The 15,705-nt window shown below is 44.8% G+C and carries 17 protein-coding genes; 4 read left to right on the top strand and 13 right to left on the bottom strand.

What is annotated here, in order from left to right; all coding sequences use genetic code 11:
• Positions 1 to 16: 16 nt before the first annotated feature.
• From FCL48_RS11800 to ffh, 13 genes are all read right to left on the bottom strand, one after another.
• Complete coding sequence (locus FCL48_RS11800; protein ID WP_136872482.1) at positions 17 to 838, bottom strand: DUF4292 domain-containing protein; 822 nt, start codon at positions 836 to 838, stop codon at positions 17 to 19.
• Positions 822 to 2,510 carry a tetratricopeptide repeat protein gene (locus FCL48_RS11795; RefSeq protein WP_136872481.1) on the bottom strand — a complete coding sequence of 563 codons (1,689 nt, stop codon included), beginning with the start codon at positions 2,508 to 2,510 and terminating at the stop codon, positions 822 to 824. The genes FCL48_RS11800 and FCL48_RS11795 overlap by 17 nt, the downstream gene beginning before the upstream one ends.
• 3 nt (positions 2,511 to 2,513) lie before the next feature.
• Positions 2,514 to 3,137: a dTMP kinase gene (gene tmk, locus FCL48_RS11790; RefSeq protein WP_136872480.1), complete on the bottom strand. Its 624-nt coding sequence runs from the start codon at positions 3,135 to 3,137 to the stop codon at positions 2,514 to 2,516.
• Positions 3,137 to 4,156 carry a 4-hydroxythreonine-4-phosphate dehydrogenase PdxA gene (pdxA, locus tag FCL48_RS11785; protein WP_240744826.1) on the bottom strand — a complete coding sequence of 340 codons (1,020 nt, stop codon included), beginning with the start codon at positions 4,154 to 4,156 and terminating at the stop codon, positions 3,137 to 3,139. The genes tmk and pdxA overlap by 1 nt, the downstream gene beginning before the upstream one ends.
• A 124-nt stretch (positions 4,157 to 4,280) precedes the next feature.
• The gene (locus tag FCL48_RS11780) at positions 4,281 to 4,658 is read right to left on the bottom strand and encodes a YraN family protein (protein ID WP_205747700.1); all 378 of its coding nucleotides are present in this window, start codon (positions 4,656 to 4,658) and stop codon (positions 4,281 to 4,283) included.
• Positions 4,651 to 5,289: a ribonuclease HII gene (locus FCL48_RS11775; RefSeq protein ID WP_136872479.1), complete on the bottom strand. Its 639-nt coding sequence runs from the start codon at positions 5,287 to 5,289 to the stop codon at positions 4,651 to 4,653. Before FCL48_RS11775 ends, FCL48_RS11780 begins: the two co-directional genes overlap by 8 nt.
• A gap of 83 nt (positions 5,290 to 5,372) precedes the next feature.
• Entirely contained in the window at positions 5,373 to 5,726 is a 354-nt protein-coding gene (rplS, locus tag FCL48_RS11770) for a 50S ribosomal protein L19 (RefSeq protein WP_136872478.1), read from the bottom strand.
• Positions 5,727 to 5,798: 72 nt separating this feature from the next.
• The gene (locus FCL48_RS11765; protein WP_136872477.1) at positions 5,799 to 6,365 is read right to left on the bottom strand and encodes an RNA methyltransferase; all 567 of its coding nucleotides are present in this window, start codon (positions 6,363 to 6,365) and stop codon (positions 5,799 to 5,801) included.
• Positions 6,365 to 7,132 carry a tRNA (guanosine(37)-N1)-methyltransferase TrmD gene (gene trmD / locus FCL48_RS11760; RefSeq protein WP_136872476.1) on the bottom strand — a complete coding sequence of 256 codons (768 nt, stop codon included), beginning with the start codon at positions 7,130 to 7,132 and terminating at the stop codon, positions 6,365 to 6,367. The genes FCL48_RS11765 and trmD overlap by 1 nt, the downstream gene beginning before the upstream one ends.
• 16 nt (positions 7,133 to 7,148) lie before the next feature.
• Positions 7,149 to 7,694 (bottom strand): ribosome maturation factor RimM, encoded by a 546-nt coding sequence (gene rimM / locus FCL48_RS11755; protein WP_136872475.1) that lies wholly within the window; start codon positions 7,692 to 7,694, stop codon positions 7,149 to 7,151.
• Between the two features lie 15 nt (positions 7,695 to 7,709).
• Positions 7,710 to 7,940: a KH domain-containing protein gene (locus tag FCL48_RS11750; RefSeq protein ID WP_136872474.1), complete on the bottom strand. Its 231-nt coding sequence runs from the start codon at positions 7,938 to 7,940 to the stop codon at positions 7,710 to 7,712.
• A 2-nt stretch (positions 7,941 to 7,942) separates the two neighbouring features.
• Positions 7,943 to 8,188 carry a 30S ribosomal protein S16 gene (gene rpsP / locus FCL48_RS11745; protein WP_136872473.1) on the bottom strand — a complete coding sequence of 82 codons (246 nt, stop codon included), beginning with the start codon at positions 8,186 to 8,188 and terminating at the stop codon, positions 7,943 to 7,945.
• A 61-nt stretch (positions 8,189 to 8,249) separates the two neighbouring features.
• Positions 8,250 to 9,605: a signal recognition particle protein gene (gene ffh / locus FCL48_RS11740; protein ID WP_136872472.1), complete on the bottom strand. Its 1,356-nt coding sequence runs from the start codon at positions 9,603 to 9,605 to the stop codon at positions 8,250 to 8,252.
• 571 nt (positions 9,606 to 10,176) lie between these two features.
• Between ffh and FCL48_RS11735 the strand changes: the two genes are divergently transcribed.
• The 4 genes from FCL48_RS11735 (at position 10,177) to FCL48_RS11720 (ending at position 15,634) form a co-directional block, all read left to right on the top strand.
• On the top strand, positions 10,177 to 10,992 hold the full coding sequence (locus FCL48_RS11735) for a CbbQ/NirQ/NorQ/GpvN family protein (protein WP_136872471.1): 816 nt from the start codon (positions 10,177 to 10,179) through the stop codon (positions 10,990 to 10,992).
• 16 nt (positions 10,993 to 11,008) lie between these two features.
• Positions 11,009 to 13,282 carry a nitric oxide reductase activation protein NorD gene (locus FCL48_RS11730; protein ID WP_136872470.1) on the top strand — a complete coding sequence of 758 codons (2,274 nt, stop codon included), beginning with the start codon at positions 11,009 to 11,011 and terminating at the stop codon, positions 13,280 to 13,282.
• A 28-nt stretch (positions 13,283 to 13,310) separates the two neighbouring features.
• Entirely contained in the window at positions 13,311 to 13,757 is a 447-nt protein-coding gene (locus FCL48_RS11725) for a co-chaperone YbbN (protein ID WP_136872469.1), read from the top strand.
• Positions 13,758 to 14,317: 560 nt separating this feature from the next.
• On the top strand, positions 14,318 to 15,634 hold the full coding sequence (locus tag FCL48_RS11720) for an MFS transporter (protein WP_136872468.1): 1,317 nt from the start codon (positions 14,318 to 14,320) through the stop codon (positions 15,632 to 15,634).
• Positions 15,635 to 15,705: the final 71 nt, after the last annotated feature.

The following is a 15,705-nucleotide window of genomic DNA, read 5'->3' as shown; positions in this document are numbered from 1 at the left end:
GCTGTTTTTATCGAGACTAAGGCCTGATCTGCCTGAGATAACCTTGGGGTGGATTCAGGGAGTATGTTTTTATTTCAGCAACCAGCTCTGTGTCAGCCAGTTGAAATCTGATAGTTGTGCCGTAGTCAAGACCTGAAATATAAATATTCTGGGGTTGAAGGCAGGACTGGTCTTGCAGGTAGTCGCTGTAGTCAATCGTCGCCAGGGATTTTTTGTTTCGCGTATCCAGTACGTGTTCGAGAATGACTTTTTTTTCAGGATCAACAAGGAGATGAGAGATGTTTTTTGCGCCTGTGTTGTCCTCGAAGGTGAACCAGATACCACGGGATTGTCGATCAAGGCTAATATCTGTAATATACTCTGTAGAAATGGTATTTTTCCCCGTCAGCCAGTCATCCCAGCGGCCCTTTAAAAAATGAATGGGCAACTGGTTCCGAAGTGCAAAAGAGGTCATCCCCCCTGCAATATATTTTGTCTCCAGAGTATTAATCACCTGGTATTTATTTTGGTTGCCAGCAATAATAAAAAGGGGTTGGCCGAGGGGGTTACTGATCACGAATTTATAACTGGCCGGAGGTGAATAGAGTAAATATCCGGAAAATGATCTTTTTTCAAGGGGCGTTACATATTCCACTGTAAGGTCAGTGTGGATACTTCTCAAACATTGGCTATTGTTGTCGGCCATCTCATTGGCGAGCCGAAGAGCGCTGTCATATTCTTTTTCTTCAAGCGATATTCCCCATGGTTTCTGGGCACAGCCAGAACATGAAAGAATCAGAAGTAGAAACAGTGCAGCAATAGTGTTATTTCTGGTGCAAAAATTATTTTCCCAGCGCATTGATCTTGTCTTTTATGAAGGATTTCTCTTCTTTATTCTCGAATAATTCGTAAGCTTTTTCATAGGCACGGAGTGCATTTTCTCTCAGCCCGAGGGCCTTATAGGTATCCCCGAGGTGATCAAAGATATGTGGATCATTTGGTACCAGGCTGACCGCCTGCTCCAGGGCCTGTGCGGCTTCTTCGAATCTGTTCATCCGGAAGTAGACCCAACCGAGGCTGTCAATGATAAAGCCGTTGTCCGGTTTGAGTGCAATAGCCCTGAGGATATAACTGAGAGCCTCCTCCAGACGAGTATTCTTCTCGGCCCAGCTATAGCCAATGAAGTTAAGTGCGTCGGCGTGATCGGGCTCGAGTTCGAGCACTTTTTCCATTTCGACGATAGCATCATCTGTTCTGTTGTTCTTTTCAAGGAGCAGGCCAAGTTCAAAATGAAGCTGATGATTTTCTGGATAAGCCACAATACCGTTACGTAGAGTAGTCAGCGCCTGCTCATTATTTTTCTTATCCTGGTATAAAGTAGAGAGCAAGGCGAAAAAAAGCGGGCTACTGGTTGTTTCACTCAAGAGATTGGTCTCTAGCAGTGTAAATGCCTCATTTTGCTTATTCAGTTTTTGCAACACCTTGACCTTGAGGTAGACAGCTTCTTCGAAATTATCGCTGTCGGCTGTAATATTATCAGCATATTCAAGGCTTTTTGTATACTTTTGTTCGCGGTAAGCGAGAAGGGCGAGCATATAGCTGGCTTCGGAGGAATCCGGTAATTTTGCCAGGCGTTCGAGTATTTCTTTGGCTTCTGCTATTCTGTCTTGCTGGAGATATACCTTGCTGATAATGAGATCGATATGGTCAGGATTTTCACTGAACTGACGGATATTTTCTAAAGAGGTGTTTGCCTCCTCAAGTCTGTTCAGATCCAGAAGGGTCTGGATGCGGCTGAGCAGAGCCCTTTCGTCAAATTTGTCGTTGTCTGTGATCGTCGTGTAAATGCGTAAGGCTTTTTCAAATTCATCCCGGCTGCTGTAAAGGTAACCTATTTCAAAGGCGAGTTCTTTGGACCAGTTCAGGGTAAGAGCCTTTTCATACAGCTCCGCAGCCTCATTATATTCGTTTTTTTGATTGAGCAGCCGCGCAAGGGAAAGAATAGTGAAATATGATTCCGGGTTTTGTTCAAGAAGCTGACGGAAAATCTGTTCTGCTGTGTCGTATTGACCAAGGTGAGTGTATAAAATTCCAAGACGGGTGTTGACAGGTTCATTGTCGGGTTGAATGGCGAGGATCTGTTCGTAGAGCACAACGGCTTCTTCAATCTTTTCCTGCTGTACGTATATGTTGGCGAGGAAAAGAAGATATGTTGTATTGTTTGGCTCTTCTTCTATCGCTTGGGTGAGCCAGGTAGCCGCAGTCTCGTAATCGCCCATTTTCAGCATAAGAATGGGAATTTTTTCTTTTATATAACTGGCGCCGGGGTCGCAAATAAGGGCCTTTTCATAGGCTTCCAGGGCTTCAGGATAACGTTCGGAAAATTCGGCATGAGTACCCCAGAGGAAATAAAAGGAGGAACATGAAAAATCTGTTTGTTCCTCTGGTTCCGGTAGAGAAATAGCTGTTGGTTTACTGCTGCAGCTTGTGAGCAACAAAAAAATGAAGATGAATATCCGATACGGCGCCATAATTTATGCCTGCAGCTTCAGAGAGTCTGGAATAAGTGGAAGGACAAGCGATAACACAGTTAAATGAACCTGCTGAATTGATCCCTCGGCATTAATTCTTTTGATATAATTTTCAGAGAGGGAGTCAAAAATGGCTGCTACTTTAGAGAGGTTTTCACTTTTTTCAAAGTCATTTAACATGTCTCCCCGTCCAACGGTTATACGTTGCAATGCGGTCTCAAGTGGAATGTAAAAAAGAAGGGCTATATCAGGTGGAGTCGCAAAGCTGTTACGTGATAGCAATTCTTCAACATCAAATCCGAGCGCTCCCTGATATGCAACCGTGGAGAGGAAGTAGCGGTCACAGAGAACGATCTTCCCTTCTGCAAGTGACGGGTTGATCAGGGTATCGACGTGCTCTTTGCGGTCAGCGAGAAAAAGTTCGAGTTCTTCGCTTGGGCTACATGTGTCTCTTTTTACATAGAGGTCGCGAATTTTTTGTCCGTACGGGCCGGTGGTAGGCTCCCTCGTGGTTACCACCGGATAATTTCTACTTTGCAGATAGTCAGCAAGAAGGGCGAGTTGGGTAGACTTACCTGTTCCATCGGTGCCTTCAAATACGATAAGTATACCCCGGCTGTTTCTCATCAGCTCTTCCTTTGAGTTGTAGCGTTTACTTTTCTGTTTTTGGCTATGCTGCCCGCAAGGGTAACTGCAGCGCTCAGACTTGAAGAACTTGCGATTCCACGGCCAGCGATGTCATAAGCCGTTCCGTGATCAACCGAAGTCCGAACTATGGGAAGGCCAAGGGTAACATTTACACCATCTTCAAAGTGTAACAGCTTAAAGGGAATGAGACCCTGGTCATGATACATGCAGACGACGGCATCGTAATCCCCCTGAGACGCTTTATAAAAAACAGTATCAGGTGGGAAGGGACCATGGATATCAAAACCCATTGCTGAGGCCTCAACAATTGCCGGACAGATGATATCTTTTTCTTCTCTGCCAAAAAGCAAATTTTCACCACCATGGGGATTGAGGGCGGCTACGGCTATTTTTGGTACGGAAATACCAAAATCAACAGTCAGTGCCTGGTGGGTAGTTTCAATCAGCTGAACTATGGATTGTCGGGTGAGAGTCCCTGCAACATTGGCGAGCGGGCAATGGATTGTAACAAGGGTGACCCGGAGTCGGTCTCCAGCCATCATCATCGCATAATTTTTGGTATTTGTTAGTTTGGCCAGCATCTCGGTGTGGCCGGGATAGGCATATCCTGCCTGGTTGAGTGCATATTTGGAGATAGGGCAGGTGGTGATTCCATCAAGGACTCCAGCTTGGGCCAGCTTTACTCCTTCTGTGATGTATTCGGCCATTGCCTTCCCCGTTGCAACATTAGGCTTGCCCCAGATAATATCTGATTCAGAAAGGCTGGAAAGAGGTAAGACCGGTACTGTATTTTTTTTGAGCAGAGGACGATCCTGGCCGACATTCCAGGGCACAATTTTTAAATCTTTGTGACCGAGGTCCCTTGCGCATTTTTCAAGAACGGTGATATCGCCTAAAACAACGGGTAGCACATCTGCATCAAAAGGAGAATCAGAGAAAAAATGCAATATTATTTCCGGTCCAATACTGGCCGGGCAGCCCATTGTTATACCAATCATACTCATGCTAATACTGTACCTCTAAATTTATTTAATGCAATGTGTGGAGGGGTGTTAAACGAAATGAGTATATTCGTAACGAGCCCACACTGTTCATTTGATATGTATATGTCACTTAGTGTCACTATTTAAAGAGGCAGAATTCAAATGCATCGATAATATGTTCGATTTTGTATTTCTTATCTTTTTCGGCGAGAACCGACACGACGTCAAAACGTGCGTCGACTTCCTCATTGCCAAGTTCAGAGAGATAGTGATGGGCTGCTTTTGAAATCTGAATCTGTTTCCTTAAATCAACAGCGGCGGCCGGACTACCAAATTTTTTGCTTGCTCTGGTCTTGACTTCTATAAAAACAAGAACTTCATCATTTTTTGCAATGATGTCAATTTCGCCGTATTTACATCGGTAGTTTGTAGTGATTATTTTATAACCTTTTTTCCTAAGATAAGAAGATGCATCAGCTTCTCCGTTTTGCCCAAGTAACTGGCGCATATTAAGCATGATCTACAACCCCGTTAAAGCTGCGTCGATGGATTGGGCAGGGGCCGAGCTGTTGGAGTGCCGCTCGGTGCTCTTTGGTGGGGTACCCTTTGTTGTTGGCGAAATTATATTGGGGATATTTTTCATGCATGCAAATCATATATTGATCGCGTCGAACCTTGGCGATGATACTGGCAGCGGCAATGGAGGCGCTTTTGGCTTCCCCTTTGATCATTGTTTGCTGATCTATGCAAACAGGCGCTTTAAATTTACCGTCAACGAGAAGGAAATCAGCAGGAGTACCGGGAAGGTTTTCTGTTGCAATTTTCATTGCAAGAAGAGATGCCTGGAGAATATTTATACGATCGATTTCAGATTCAGAAACGAATCCAACACCAATTTGTGCACCCTGATCGAAAAGAAGCTGAGCAAGATACTCTCTTTTGCTGTGGGAAAGAACTTTGGAGTCAAGGTAGAGAGAAGGGTCTGCACAATCTGGTAATATCACCGCAGCGGCAACAACAGGCCCGGCAAGGGGGCCTCGCCCAACTTCGTCACAACCGGCGATACTCAGGTATCCGTGTTTGCGCAGTGTTTTTTCAAATATGAAATTATCTTCACCGATTGAGGTGTCAGACAATAATTGTATCATATTGAAACCAGGCCAATGGTCCTGGTAAAAACAGTCACTGTAATTAAATAAATAACGACAGTGACTGTAATCTTGTTTGCAATCTAGCGAGGTAGTCCGCGTTCGCGGATACGTGCAGCTTTGCCGGTAAGATTGCGGAGGTAGTACAAACGTGAACGACGAACACGACCACGGGTTATAACCTCAATTTTCTCTATACGAGGGTTGTGTAAAGCAAAAGTTTTTTCAACCCCAACACCGTGGGAGATTTTTCTTACGGTGTAGCTCGCATCCATGGTACCACGCTTTCGCTTGATAACAATTCCCTGGAAAATCTGCACACGTTCCTTTCCACCCTCAATGATACGGATATGTACCTTTACAGTGTCACCAGGACGAAATTCAGGGTGATCCATACGCAACTGCTCTTGATTTATTCTGTCGATTATTGTGCTCATAACGTCTTCTATTGGTTGAAGTGTCAGTGGATAAAGCTTATCCAACGGTTAAATAGTTTCTTTGTCATCATCTCATGATCCGAGCAATCTATCAATAATAATTGATGCTGCAGATCGTACAGAAAGATGGTTGTAGTCTGTACCACCTTTAATAGGGGGCAGACTATATTCACACTGCTCTAAAATTTCCTGGGCAAGCCCATGTGCGGTTCCAAATAATAATAAAACCGGTTCTTTTTCATTAATTTTTTTTCTCAGTTCAGCGTAGCCTATGGTGTTCCCCTGTTCCAGAGCACTTGTCGTCACCAGATGAGGTGCCCGGCCATATTCTTTTGTAAGAGAACTGACCGCCTCATCAACTGAAAAAACCGGTCGAACTCTTGCCAGGGCTTCTTTGCGAGCCGGATTATATGTTGCTCCATACCCGCTTTGCCAGTGCTCTAAAAGTTCATTTACGAGCGCATGCTGATCCTCATATGGGGTAGATATAAAATAACTTCCAACCCCATAGGTTCTGGCTGTTCGGGCGATATCGTGGATATCAAGATTGGTCACAGCAGAACCGATTATTTCTCTTTTTTTATTGACCACCGGGTGATGGACCAAGGCAATATGTAGAGACCTCTTACCTTTGGACATCAATTTTTACCGGTTTGTTGCGCTTTTTCAACACTGCTCAGCAGGCCTGCTGTTTTCAGCAGCTTGCGCTCGCTGTTTGAAAAAGTTTCGTTTATAAACAGCTCAGGTCTTTTTTTTAGGGTTCGTTTGACGGAATCAATAAACCTGTACTGTTCAATGTGCTCATGGTTGCCTGACAGCAACACCTCAGGGACCTCGCTTTTATTAAAGCAGCGTGGTCTGGTATATTGTGCGTGTTTTAACAGATTTCTGCTGAATGTATCTTTTTCAACAGAATCTTTGCAGCCCAACACACCAGGGAGCAAACGGGTGATGGAGTCTATCATCACCATTGCACCAAGTTCTCCACCCGTCAAAATAAAATCCCCGATGGAAATTTCGTTATCAACATACTGATCGACAAATCTTTCATCAACGCCCTCATATCGCCCACAGACCATAATGAGATGGTCCTCAGCCGCAAGCTGTTGTGCAAGGCTCTGGCAATATGTTTTGCCTTGAGGGCTTAGAAAAATAACGCGGGCATTTTTACCACCCTTCATTTTTCTACTATCAACGGCTTCCGCGAGAGGTTCTGGTTTCATGACCATTCCCTCGCCCCCACCAAAAGGCCGATCATCGGTCATGGAGTGAGGCCCGGTTGCAAAACTCCTGACGTTTATGATATTGACTTCAATCAATTTTTGTAACAGAGCCCTCCGGATGATCCCTTCCTGTAAGGGAGAATCCAATAGCTCTGGGAAAATAGTCAGTATGTCAAAAATCATGTGGTTTGCAACGTTTTCACTCAAGGGTGTCAGCGTTGATTTCCAGCAATCCGGGCGGCAGGTCAACAACAATTCTCTCTTCAGTTTCTTTGATGATAAAACTGTCTATGACCGGAACCATTACCTCACCGTCACCAGTGTCTACAACCAGAATATCCTGGGCACCGCCATTAAATAAGGAGCTGACAGTACCTATGATTTTCTCATCCATATCTACGAGTAATTTACCGAGATAGTGATGCCAGTAGTATTCACCGGGTTTTGTCTCAGGTAAATCCTCCTTAAGAAGAAGTACCAGAAAACCTTCAATATTTTCGGCTGCGCTACGGTCAACAACCGTTGCAAGTTTCACCACAGCCATCTTGCCCTGAACACGCGTGCTAGAGACAGCAATCGGGCCAGTAATATTTCCTTTTGGATCACAAAGAGTAAGCTCTTTGTAGGCAAGAAAGTTTTCTGGCTGGCCGGAGTAACAGTATACCTTTACCTCACCACGCAGGCCGTGAGGTTTGCTCGCCTTACCAACAAGCAGGTATTTGTCTTTGGGATACTGAATTTCCATCGACTATGAAACCTGCTATTCTACTATTTCAAGGCGTGATCTTTTTTCTTCTCTGGCAGCCGTAGCCGCGAGAATTGATCGCAATGCTCTAGCCGTTCGTCCCTGTTTGCCAATTACCTTACCCAGATCATCAGGAGCTACAGTCAACTCAATTGTGACGTTGCTGTCTTCGTCACTTCGTGCAACTTTAACATCATCCGGGCTATCTACCAGAGATTTGGCAATAGTGGCTATCAGTTCTTCCATCTTTAAACTTCAGCAGCTACTTTTTTGATCAGGCTCTTCACAGTAGTCGTTGGAAGAGCACCTTTGCCCAACCAATCCTGTAATTTACTGTTATCAATCTTGATCACTGCTGGATCCTGAAGAGGGTCATAGGTTCCAACAACGTCAAGGAATTTACCATCACGTTTGCTTTCGCTGTCAGCAACAATGATACGGTAGAAGGGTTGTTTCTTTCTGCCAAGTCGAGTGAGTCGAATACGTACTGCCATTCCGGTATATCCTCCGGTTGATATGTAGGTTAATTTTCCTGAAAACCGTTTCAGGAACAGTCTATCTCTTTTTCATGCCTTTGGGCAATTTCCTGCGTTTTATTCCTGTCATAGCGCCAGGTTTTCCACGCATTTTCTTCATCATTTTCAACATCTCAGAGTAGCTTTTGAGCACTCTGTTTACTTCACTGATCTGAGTACCAGAGCCTGCAGCAATCCTTTTTCGTCTGCTGGTGTTGATAATCGAGTGATTTTTTCGCTCCTTGGCTGTCATCGAGCGGATAATTGCTTCCGTCTTTGTCAGTTCTTTTTCGTCCGGCTTAGGGACATCTTTGAGCTTTTTTAACTTGTTGATGCCTGGAACCATATCAAGAATCTGTTCAAGGGAACCCATTTTCTTGATTTGTTGTATCTGGTCTAGAAAATCTTCCAGAGTAAACTGATTCTTCTGCAGTTTTTTGGCAATCCTGTCGGCTTCTTTCTTGTCGACAACCGCTTCAGCTTTCTCGATGAGGGTAAGAATATCTCCCATCCCGAGGATACGAGATGCAACCCTTTCCGGATGAAAGATCTCTAAGTCATCCAGGCCTTCACCGATACCTACAAATTTAATGGGTTTTCCGGTAACATTTTTGATCGATAGAGCAGCACCGCCTCTGGCATCGCCTTCCATCTTGGTGAGGATAACACCAGTGATTTCAAGGTCACTGTTGAATTTATCCGCTACTGTTACCGCATCCTGTCCGGTCATGGAATCCGCAACAAAGAGGACTTCCGAGAGCGGGATTGCTGATTGAATGTTTTTCAGCTCGCCCATGAGGGCTTCATCAACATGCAGTCGCCCTGCAGTATCAATGATTATGGTATCACAATTCAGCTTTGCAGCTTCAAGGAGCGCTTTCTGACAGATATCAACGGGTTTTTGGTCTGTGTTCGATGGGTGTACCGGAACACCGACTCTTTCACCAAGCACCTGCAGTTGTTCAATGGCGGCAGGTCTATACACATCAGCAGGAACGAGATATGGTCTGCGACCCTTGGCCTTGAGCAGCTTTGCCAGTTTACCAGTGGTTGTTGTCTTACCTGAACCCTGGAGGCCAGCCATCATGATTATCACGGGCTGCCTGCCATCCAGCTCTATCTGCTTGGTTGTTCCGCCAAGCAGCGCAACGAGTTCATCATGAACAATCTTTATGACCTGCTGGCCCGGAGAAAGGCTTTTGGAAACTTCGTGACCAACCGCTTTTTCCGTGACTGTTGCAACAAAGCTTTTGGCAACCTTGAAATTTACATCAGCTTCAAGAAGGGCCTTGCGGACCTCAGCCATAGCTTCAGCGATATTCTCTTCGGAAAGCTTGCCATGGCCGCGGAGCTTTTTAAACACTCCCTCAAGTCTGTCAGATAAATTTTCAAACATAGTACTTTATTGCAATGAAATAGTTTCTGGCCCGGGTCGGACGGGCATGAGTACCAACCGAATTTCATCTATCAAAAAAATGAAATCCTCTGGCACGAGTAAAAAAATAATGTATTTCGGACACTGATAGTTTGTTTCTGTCCCCTCTCCCACGAACAATACTGAGAAGCAACCTATATATTTCAGGTAGTATTCCTTTAGTCGACGAGAGATCAAAAGAGAAGAAAAATACTTTATATATCTGGGGATGTCAAGAAAGGAACGTAAGGGATGTTAAAAATTGGCTCAAAAATATTGGCTATGATGATTTGATTTTTTTTTATTGGCGGGATGATTGGCAATCACGGGGCTGCCTGTAAGCTGTCATGGTAAATTGCTGCCATTACCTTTGTTTGTCTTGTGTCCCTTGGCAATGTGTCATATTTTGGACTGTAGATGTTGGGTATTACGGATGATTGCCAAGAAAAACCTCTTTAGATACTGCACTGCATCCACAGCTTTAGACGACCTTAGCTATTTTTTGCAGCTGTTTTATATCGATTAACCAGATCGCAGGGAGAAAAAATCGTAGATGACTGACCTTCAAGGATTTAAAATTAACGAAAATAGAATTACTGCTGAACCTTTTTTTCTCCCCCAGGGAAAGGAAATTGAGATTGCTCTGGCAGCCCAGGCAAACAGCTTACCTCTTTTGCTCAAGGGGCCGACGGGATGTGGCAAGAGTCGTTTTGTTCAGTACCTTGCCTGGCGTTTTCGCCTGCCACTTATCACCGTTTCCTGTCATGACGATCTTTCGACTTCTGATCTTGTGGGGCGCTATCTTGTCAAGGGGAATGAGGCCGTCTGGCAGGATGGTCCTTTAACACTTGCAGTGAAGTCTGGTGGTATCTGTTATCTTGATGAGGTCGTTGAAGCAAGAAAAGACACGACCGTGGTTATTCATCCGCTCACCGATGACAGAAGAGAACTCCCCATAGAAAAACTCGGAAAGATCTTTAAAGCTCCGGCAGATTTTATGCTCATCGTCTCCTATAATCCAGGCTATCAGAGTCTTTTGAAGGATCTTAAGCCTTCTACCCGACAACGTTTTGTTTCTCTTAATTTTGATTATCCTCCAAAGGATCTTGAGGTTCAGATTGTCTGCGGGGAGAGTGGAGCGGAAGAGGCTCTGGCTGCACGACTTGTGCAGCTTGCCGTGATGACAAGAGGCTTGAAAGATTCCGGTTTGCTTGAGGGAGCCTCTACCAGGCTGGTCATTCAGACTGTACGGTTCATTCAAAGTGGAATTTCCACAAGAGATGCCTGCCGTTATGCCATGATAGAAAGTCTGACGGACGACCCGGAGCTGCTCGCGGCAATGGATGAGATGGTTCTCTCTCTGTTTTGATTGATATGAGGAACCTATGAGACTTGACATCCTTAAAGAAAGATTCTTCGAGCTTGTCGCACCATCACTACCTAATGAATGGGAGGTAGATGAGGTTCTTTATCCTGTTCAGAAGCTCGATGACGAAAGTATTGATAACCTTCTGGATCAGGTGTCAGTGATTTGGCCGGTCAGTCACAGTCTCTGTTTTGCCTATTTGACCGATGCTGTTCATTGTGTCGATTTGATTCCCAGTGGCCTGATGACGGAGTGGTCGAGACAGATACTGAGTCTATATGAGAGCGGTGGCCTAGTTGCCGCAAGAAAGTTTATGGCTGAACCAGAAAAAATGTTTCTGGACCCATTTGATGGGCTGTCCGGGGTCAGTTTTTCCCAGATCTCTTCGAGGATGCAACTGTATCTCAATGGAATTTCAGGCAGGCGGATTGAACTGGTGGAGGCGCCTGTACCTCAAACAGACACCCTAAGAATATTTATTCCGGATCATCTTGAAGTTTTTACCGGTCAGTCTGAAAACACTCTATTGTATAAATTACTGATCTCTTTGCAGTGGGGCCATATAGACTCTCGAGTATTTGAAGATTCTCTCGCCTTTTCAAGTACTGGCGCAGGTGGGAGTCATTTTGATTTTTCGTCTTATTCAGATCGCGATAAGGCTTGGGAACTTTTTGCTGTCTTGCAGTTTGTGAAGGTCTTTGCAGGACTCTCAGACACCTTGCCGGGGTTAATAAGAGGCTCGAGACGCCTTTGCCTGCAGCTCGTAGATTCTCTTTTGGCTACAGGAAATAGTCTGGAATACTGTAACTTGCTCAAAGCTATTCTTTTACGAAGTATCACCGAAGAAAAGGAGAGGGAGAACAGTGCAGATTATCTGGATCGTAGATTGTGTCAGATCCTTGATCGGCTGGTGGTTGATAATGCTTTTGCTTTGCTTCCCGATTTTTACAGCTACTTTTCTACGATACCTGGAAGTTGCGATTTTGGATCTTTTTCGCTGTTGCTTGGTGAATTCGATTTTTCAGCAGCGACAACAGTAATTTCAGAGCGTAGGAAAGCCGAGATGAATGCCTTTGTTGCTCTGATGGCGCTGGCATTACAGGAAAAAGAAAAAGACCGCTTAACCAATCAGGAACAATCTACCATGGAAAGTATTGCTGAACAGGCAGATGCTACTCTACTTGTTGTTAAAAATGAGGATAGCAGCCAGAAACAGCAACCATTGCGAGCTGACTTGCTTCTTGATAATGGTGGCGAAGACCTCTCTGAAGAATTAAAGGCGCTCATCAGTGATATCGAGGGTGACCTTGGAGAACTTCCAGAAGCATATGTTCAGGCTGCAACAGGGATGGCCGGGAGGGGGGTGAATAGTCGCGAAGCCGTTGAATCCAAGATTGAATACCAAGGGGAAGGTTTAGGGCGAGGTGGCCATGCCTATGATGAATGGGATTATAGGAGAGGAGGTTACAGGAGCGCCTGGTGCACCCTTTATGAAAAGGCCATAACTCCTGTTTCTTCTAATTTTATAGAAGAGACACTTTCCAAATATAAGGGGCAGCTCTATAGGATTCGCCGGCAGTTTGAAATGCTGCGAACCCAGAATCGATTTGTCCGGCGAAGGCGATATGGTGATGAAATAGATTTTGACGCCCTTGTGGATGCAGTGGGGGACGCAAAAGCTGGGTTGGTGCCTTCCGATCGACTCTTTCTCCGACTCCTGAGAAACCAGAGGGAAATATCCACCTATTTCCTGGTTGATATGTCAAATTCTACGGAGGGATGGGTCGGTACTGCGGTAAAGGAGGCTCTTGTTCTTATGGCAGAAGCTCTTGAAATTGTGGGGGATCCCTATGCGGTGTATGGTTTTTCGGGGATGCGCAGGTCGAAAAGTGAGGTTTTCCCGGTCAAAGAGTTGCAAGAGGTATATGGCGAGAGGGTGCGGGGGCGTATTGCTGCCATCAGTCCGAAAGAATACACCCGTATGGGGCCGCCTATTCGTCATATTATCCAGAAAATGATCAGAAGTGACAGCAAAATTCGCTTGCTCATTGTTTTTTCTGACGGAAAACCAGAAGATTACGACGATTACAAAGGGGCCTATGCCATAGAAGATACAAAAAAGGCGTTATTGGAAGCCCGGGGAGCGGGTATCCACGTTTTTTGTGTGACTATTGATAAACAGGCCCACGAATACCTTGGCCATATGTTCGGGAGAGGGCACTATATTTTTATCGATAATGTGGATGTGCTGCCTGGAAAGCTTGTGGAGTTGTATCGTTTGCTGACGAGGTAGGCAAATTAAAAATATTTATGGAGGTTATATGGCAACCATAGTTATTTCGTGCGCTGCGTGTGGAGGGAAAAACAGAATTCCAGATACAAAACAACATTTGCACCCCAAATGCGGAAAATGTAAAGCTCCACTTGTTGTTGATTCCTTTGTGGTGCCGGTAGAACTTTTCGATGCGAATATGGATTCATTTGTAAAGAGTGCAAGTTTGCCAGTGTTGGTTGATTTCTTTTCCCCTACCTGCGGTCCTTGTAAAACCCTTGCTCCTCTTCTGCGTAATCTGGCAAAAAAATTTCATCATAAGATAATTATCGCGACGGTTGATACATCAACGAACCCGGGTTGCTCAGCGTTTTATAAAATTCGAGGCGTGCCAACGCTGATATTTTTTAAAAATGGTACTGTTGTTGATCAGATTGTAGGTTTGCCAGAACCTGCAATGCTCGAGTCGAAGCTGGTGTATTTTGCCAAGAAGTAATTTGTAGGCGTTCCCGGTCAGGTGCTTCTTGGGTGCGGGAGCAGTTTGTACTCATAATAAGACCAGAATGCCTAACTGTTGTTCTCTCCCTGGAAAACATGCTTTTTCATCTCGTATATAAGTATTTTTTTATGTAAAATAAATATTAGTGAATTCAATGATCAATATCATTTAACGTATTGTATTGAATGGATAAAGACCGTAAATATAGTGTGATAAGTAGGTATTTTAGGCGTCAGAGTACCACGTAGTGACAGTGAAAATGAGCATAAAAAGGCTTTCAATTGATTTTAATACTTGAGTATTACTTGGATAACTGATAAATAAAATTGATATAAAGGAGTTTCTGTGGAGACGTCGTAAGAATACTTCTGGGGGCCTGTTGAAACCATAAATATCAAATAAGGAGGGACAAAGCACGAACAGCAAACGTGAACTTGCAATTCATTGAGAATTTGTACGGTCATCCGTTTGAAGATGAAACTGCAGAAAAAATGTTGACAGGCACAGACGCGGATGGTTGGCACTCTTGTTATCACTCTTTCAATAAGGAGATACAGATGTCGCAACAAAATCAATCAGTACCGGCCCAGGCCTGGGTTACGGTTTTTGCTGGTATGGCAATAAATCTCTGTCTTGGTATCCTGTATGCGTGGAGTATATGGAAAACTGCCCTTGTCAATGTGGATATGGCCGGTCAACCGATGACCGGTATAAACGCTGGGTGGTCATATCTCAATAATGCGCAGGCGGCAACACCTTTCTCAATTTGCGTAATCGTTTTTGCTTTGCTGATGATTCCCGGTGGTCGTATTCAGGATAGGATCAGCCCTAAATTTGGTGCAACTCTTGGTGGCCTGACCTTGGCTGCAGGATGTATCGTTGCCGGTTTGATGAAAAGTTATACCGGGATTATCATCGGTTTTGGAATCCTTGGTGGAATCGGTATGGGGATAGGCTATGCGGCACCCACGCCGGCGGCATTGAAGTGGTTTGGCCCCCATAAACGTGGTTTGATTGCAGGTCTGGTCGTTGGTGGTTACGGTGGTGCAGCATTGTATATCGGTGGTCTGGGGCAATATTTGATCGACAAATATGGTATCTCAGGTAGTTTTATTGGCTTAGGCACTTTTTTTGCTGTAGTCGTTGTTATTGCAGGTCAAATGCTCAAGTCGCCACCTGAGGGATATGTTGCTCCGACCCTTGCCGGTTCGGGAGTGGCGACCGCTAATTCAACTGTAACCAACTGGGAACCCGCTGACGTTGTAAAAACCTGGCAGTTCTATGCCCTCGTTGTCATGTTTATCCTCACAACCCAATCTGGTTTACTGATTATTGGAAACGCAAATGGTCTTATGCTTAAAGCGGCTAAAAGTATGCCATTCTTTGCGGCGAATGCCTGGATTCTCGTTTCTTATGGTGGCCTTGTTAATGCCTCGGGCCGTGTTGGAACAGGTTTCTATTCTGATAAGATTGGTCGGTTAAATGCTTACTGCCTCAACTGCGGGGTCTCTGCATTGTGTCTCTTTAGCCTGCCCTATATTATTTCCAGCCAAAGTGTTGGCCTGCTCTTTCTTGCTGTAGGAATCGCCTACTGGCAATATGGCGGCGGACTGGCTCTTATGCCTTCATTTGCTGCGGATTTCTTTGGTCCGAAAAATCTTGGAATGAACTACGGTTTGATTTTCATCGGTTGGGGGCTGGGTGTTTTCGTAACACGACTTGCCGGTACCATTGAAGATGTGACCGGTAGCCTGAGCTACGCATTTTATCTCTCAGGAGCTCTGCTGGTTGCGGGTGTTATTCTCGCTCAGATGACCAGGCGACCAATTCATTCGGCAGAGGTTGGTGGAGAGGTAGCTAAGGCTCGAGGGTAGCTTAAGGAAGAAGGTTTGACCTGAAAAACTGGATGGTTAGTATCTACGATAACTGAAAAATTTGAGGAGAA

Origin of the sequence: Desulforhopalus sp. IMCC35007, from assembly GCF_005116575.1 — a bacterium.
In the GTDB taxonomy this organism is placed as follows: domain Bacteria; phylum Desulfobacterota; class Desulfobulbia; order Desulfobulbales; family Desulfocapsaceae; genus Desulforhopalus_A.
Note: the sequence above shows the minus strand (reverse complement) of the source record. Positions and strands in the feature narration are given on the sequence as shown.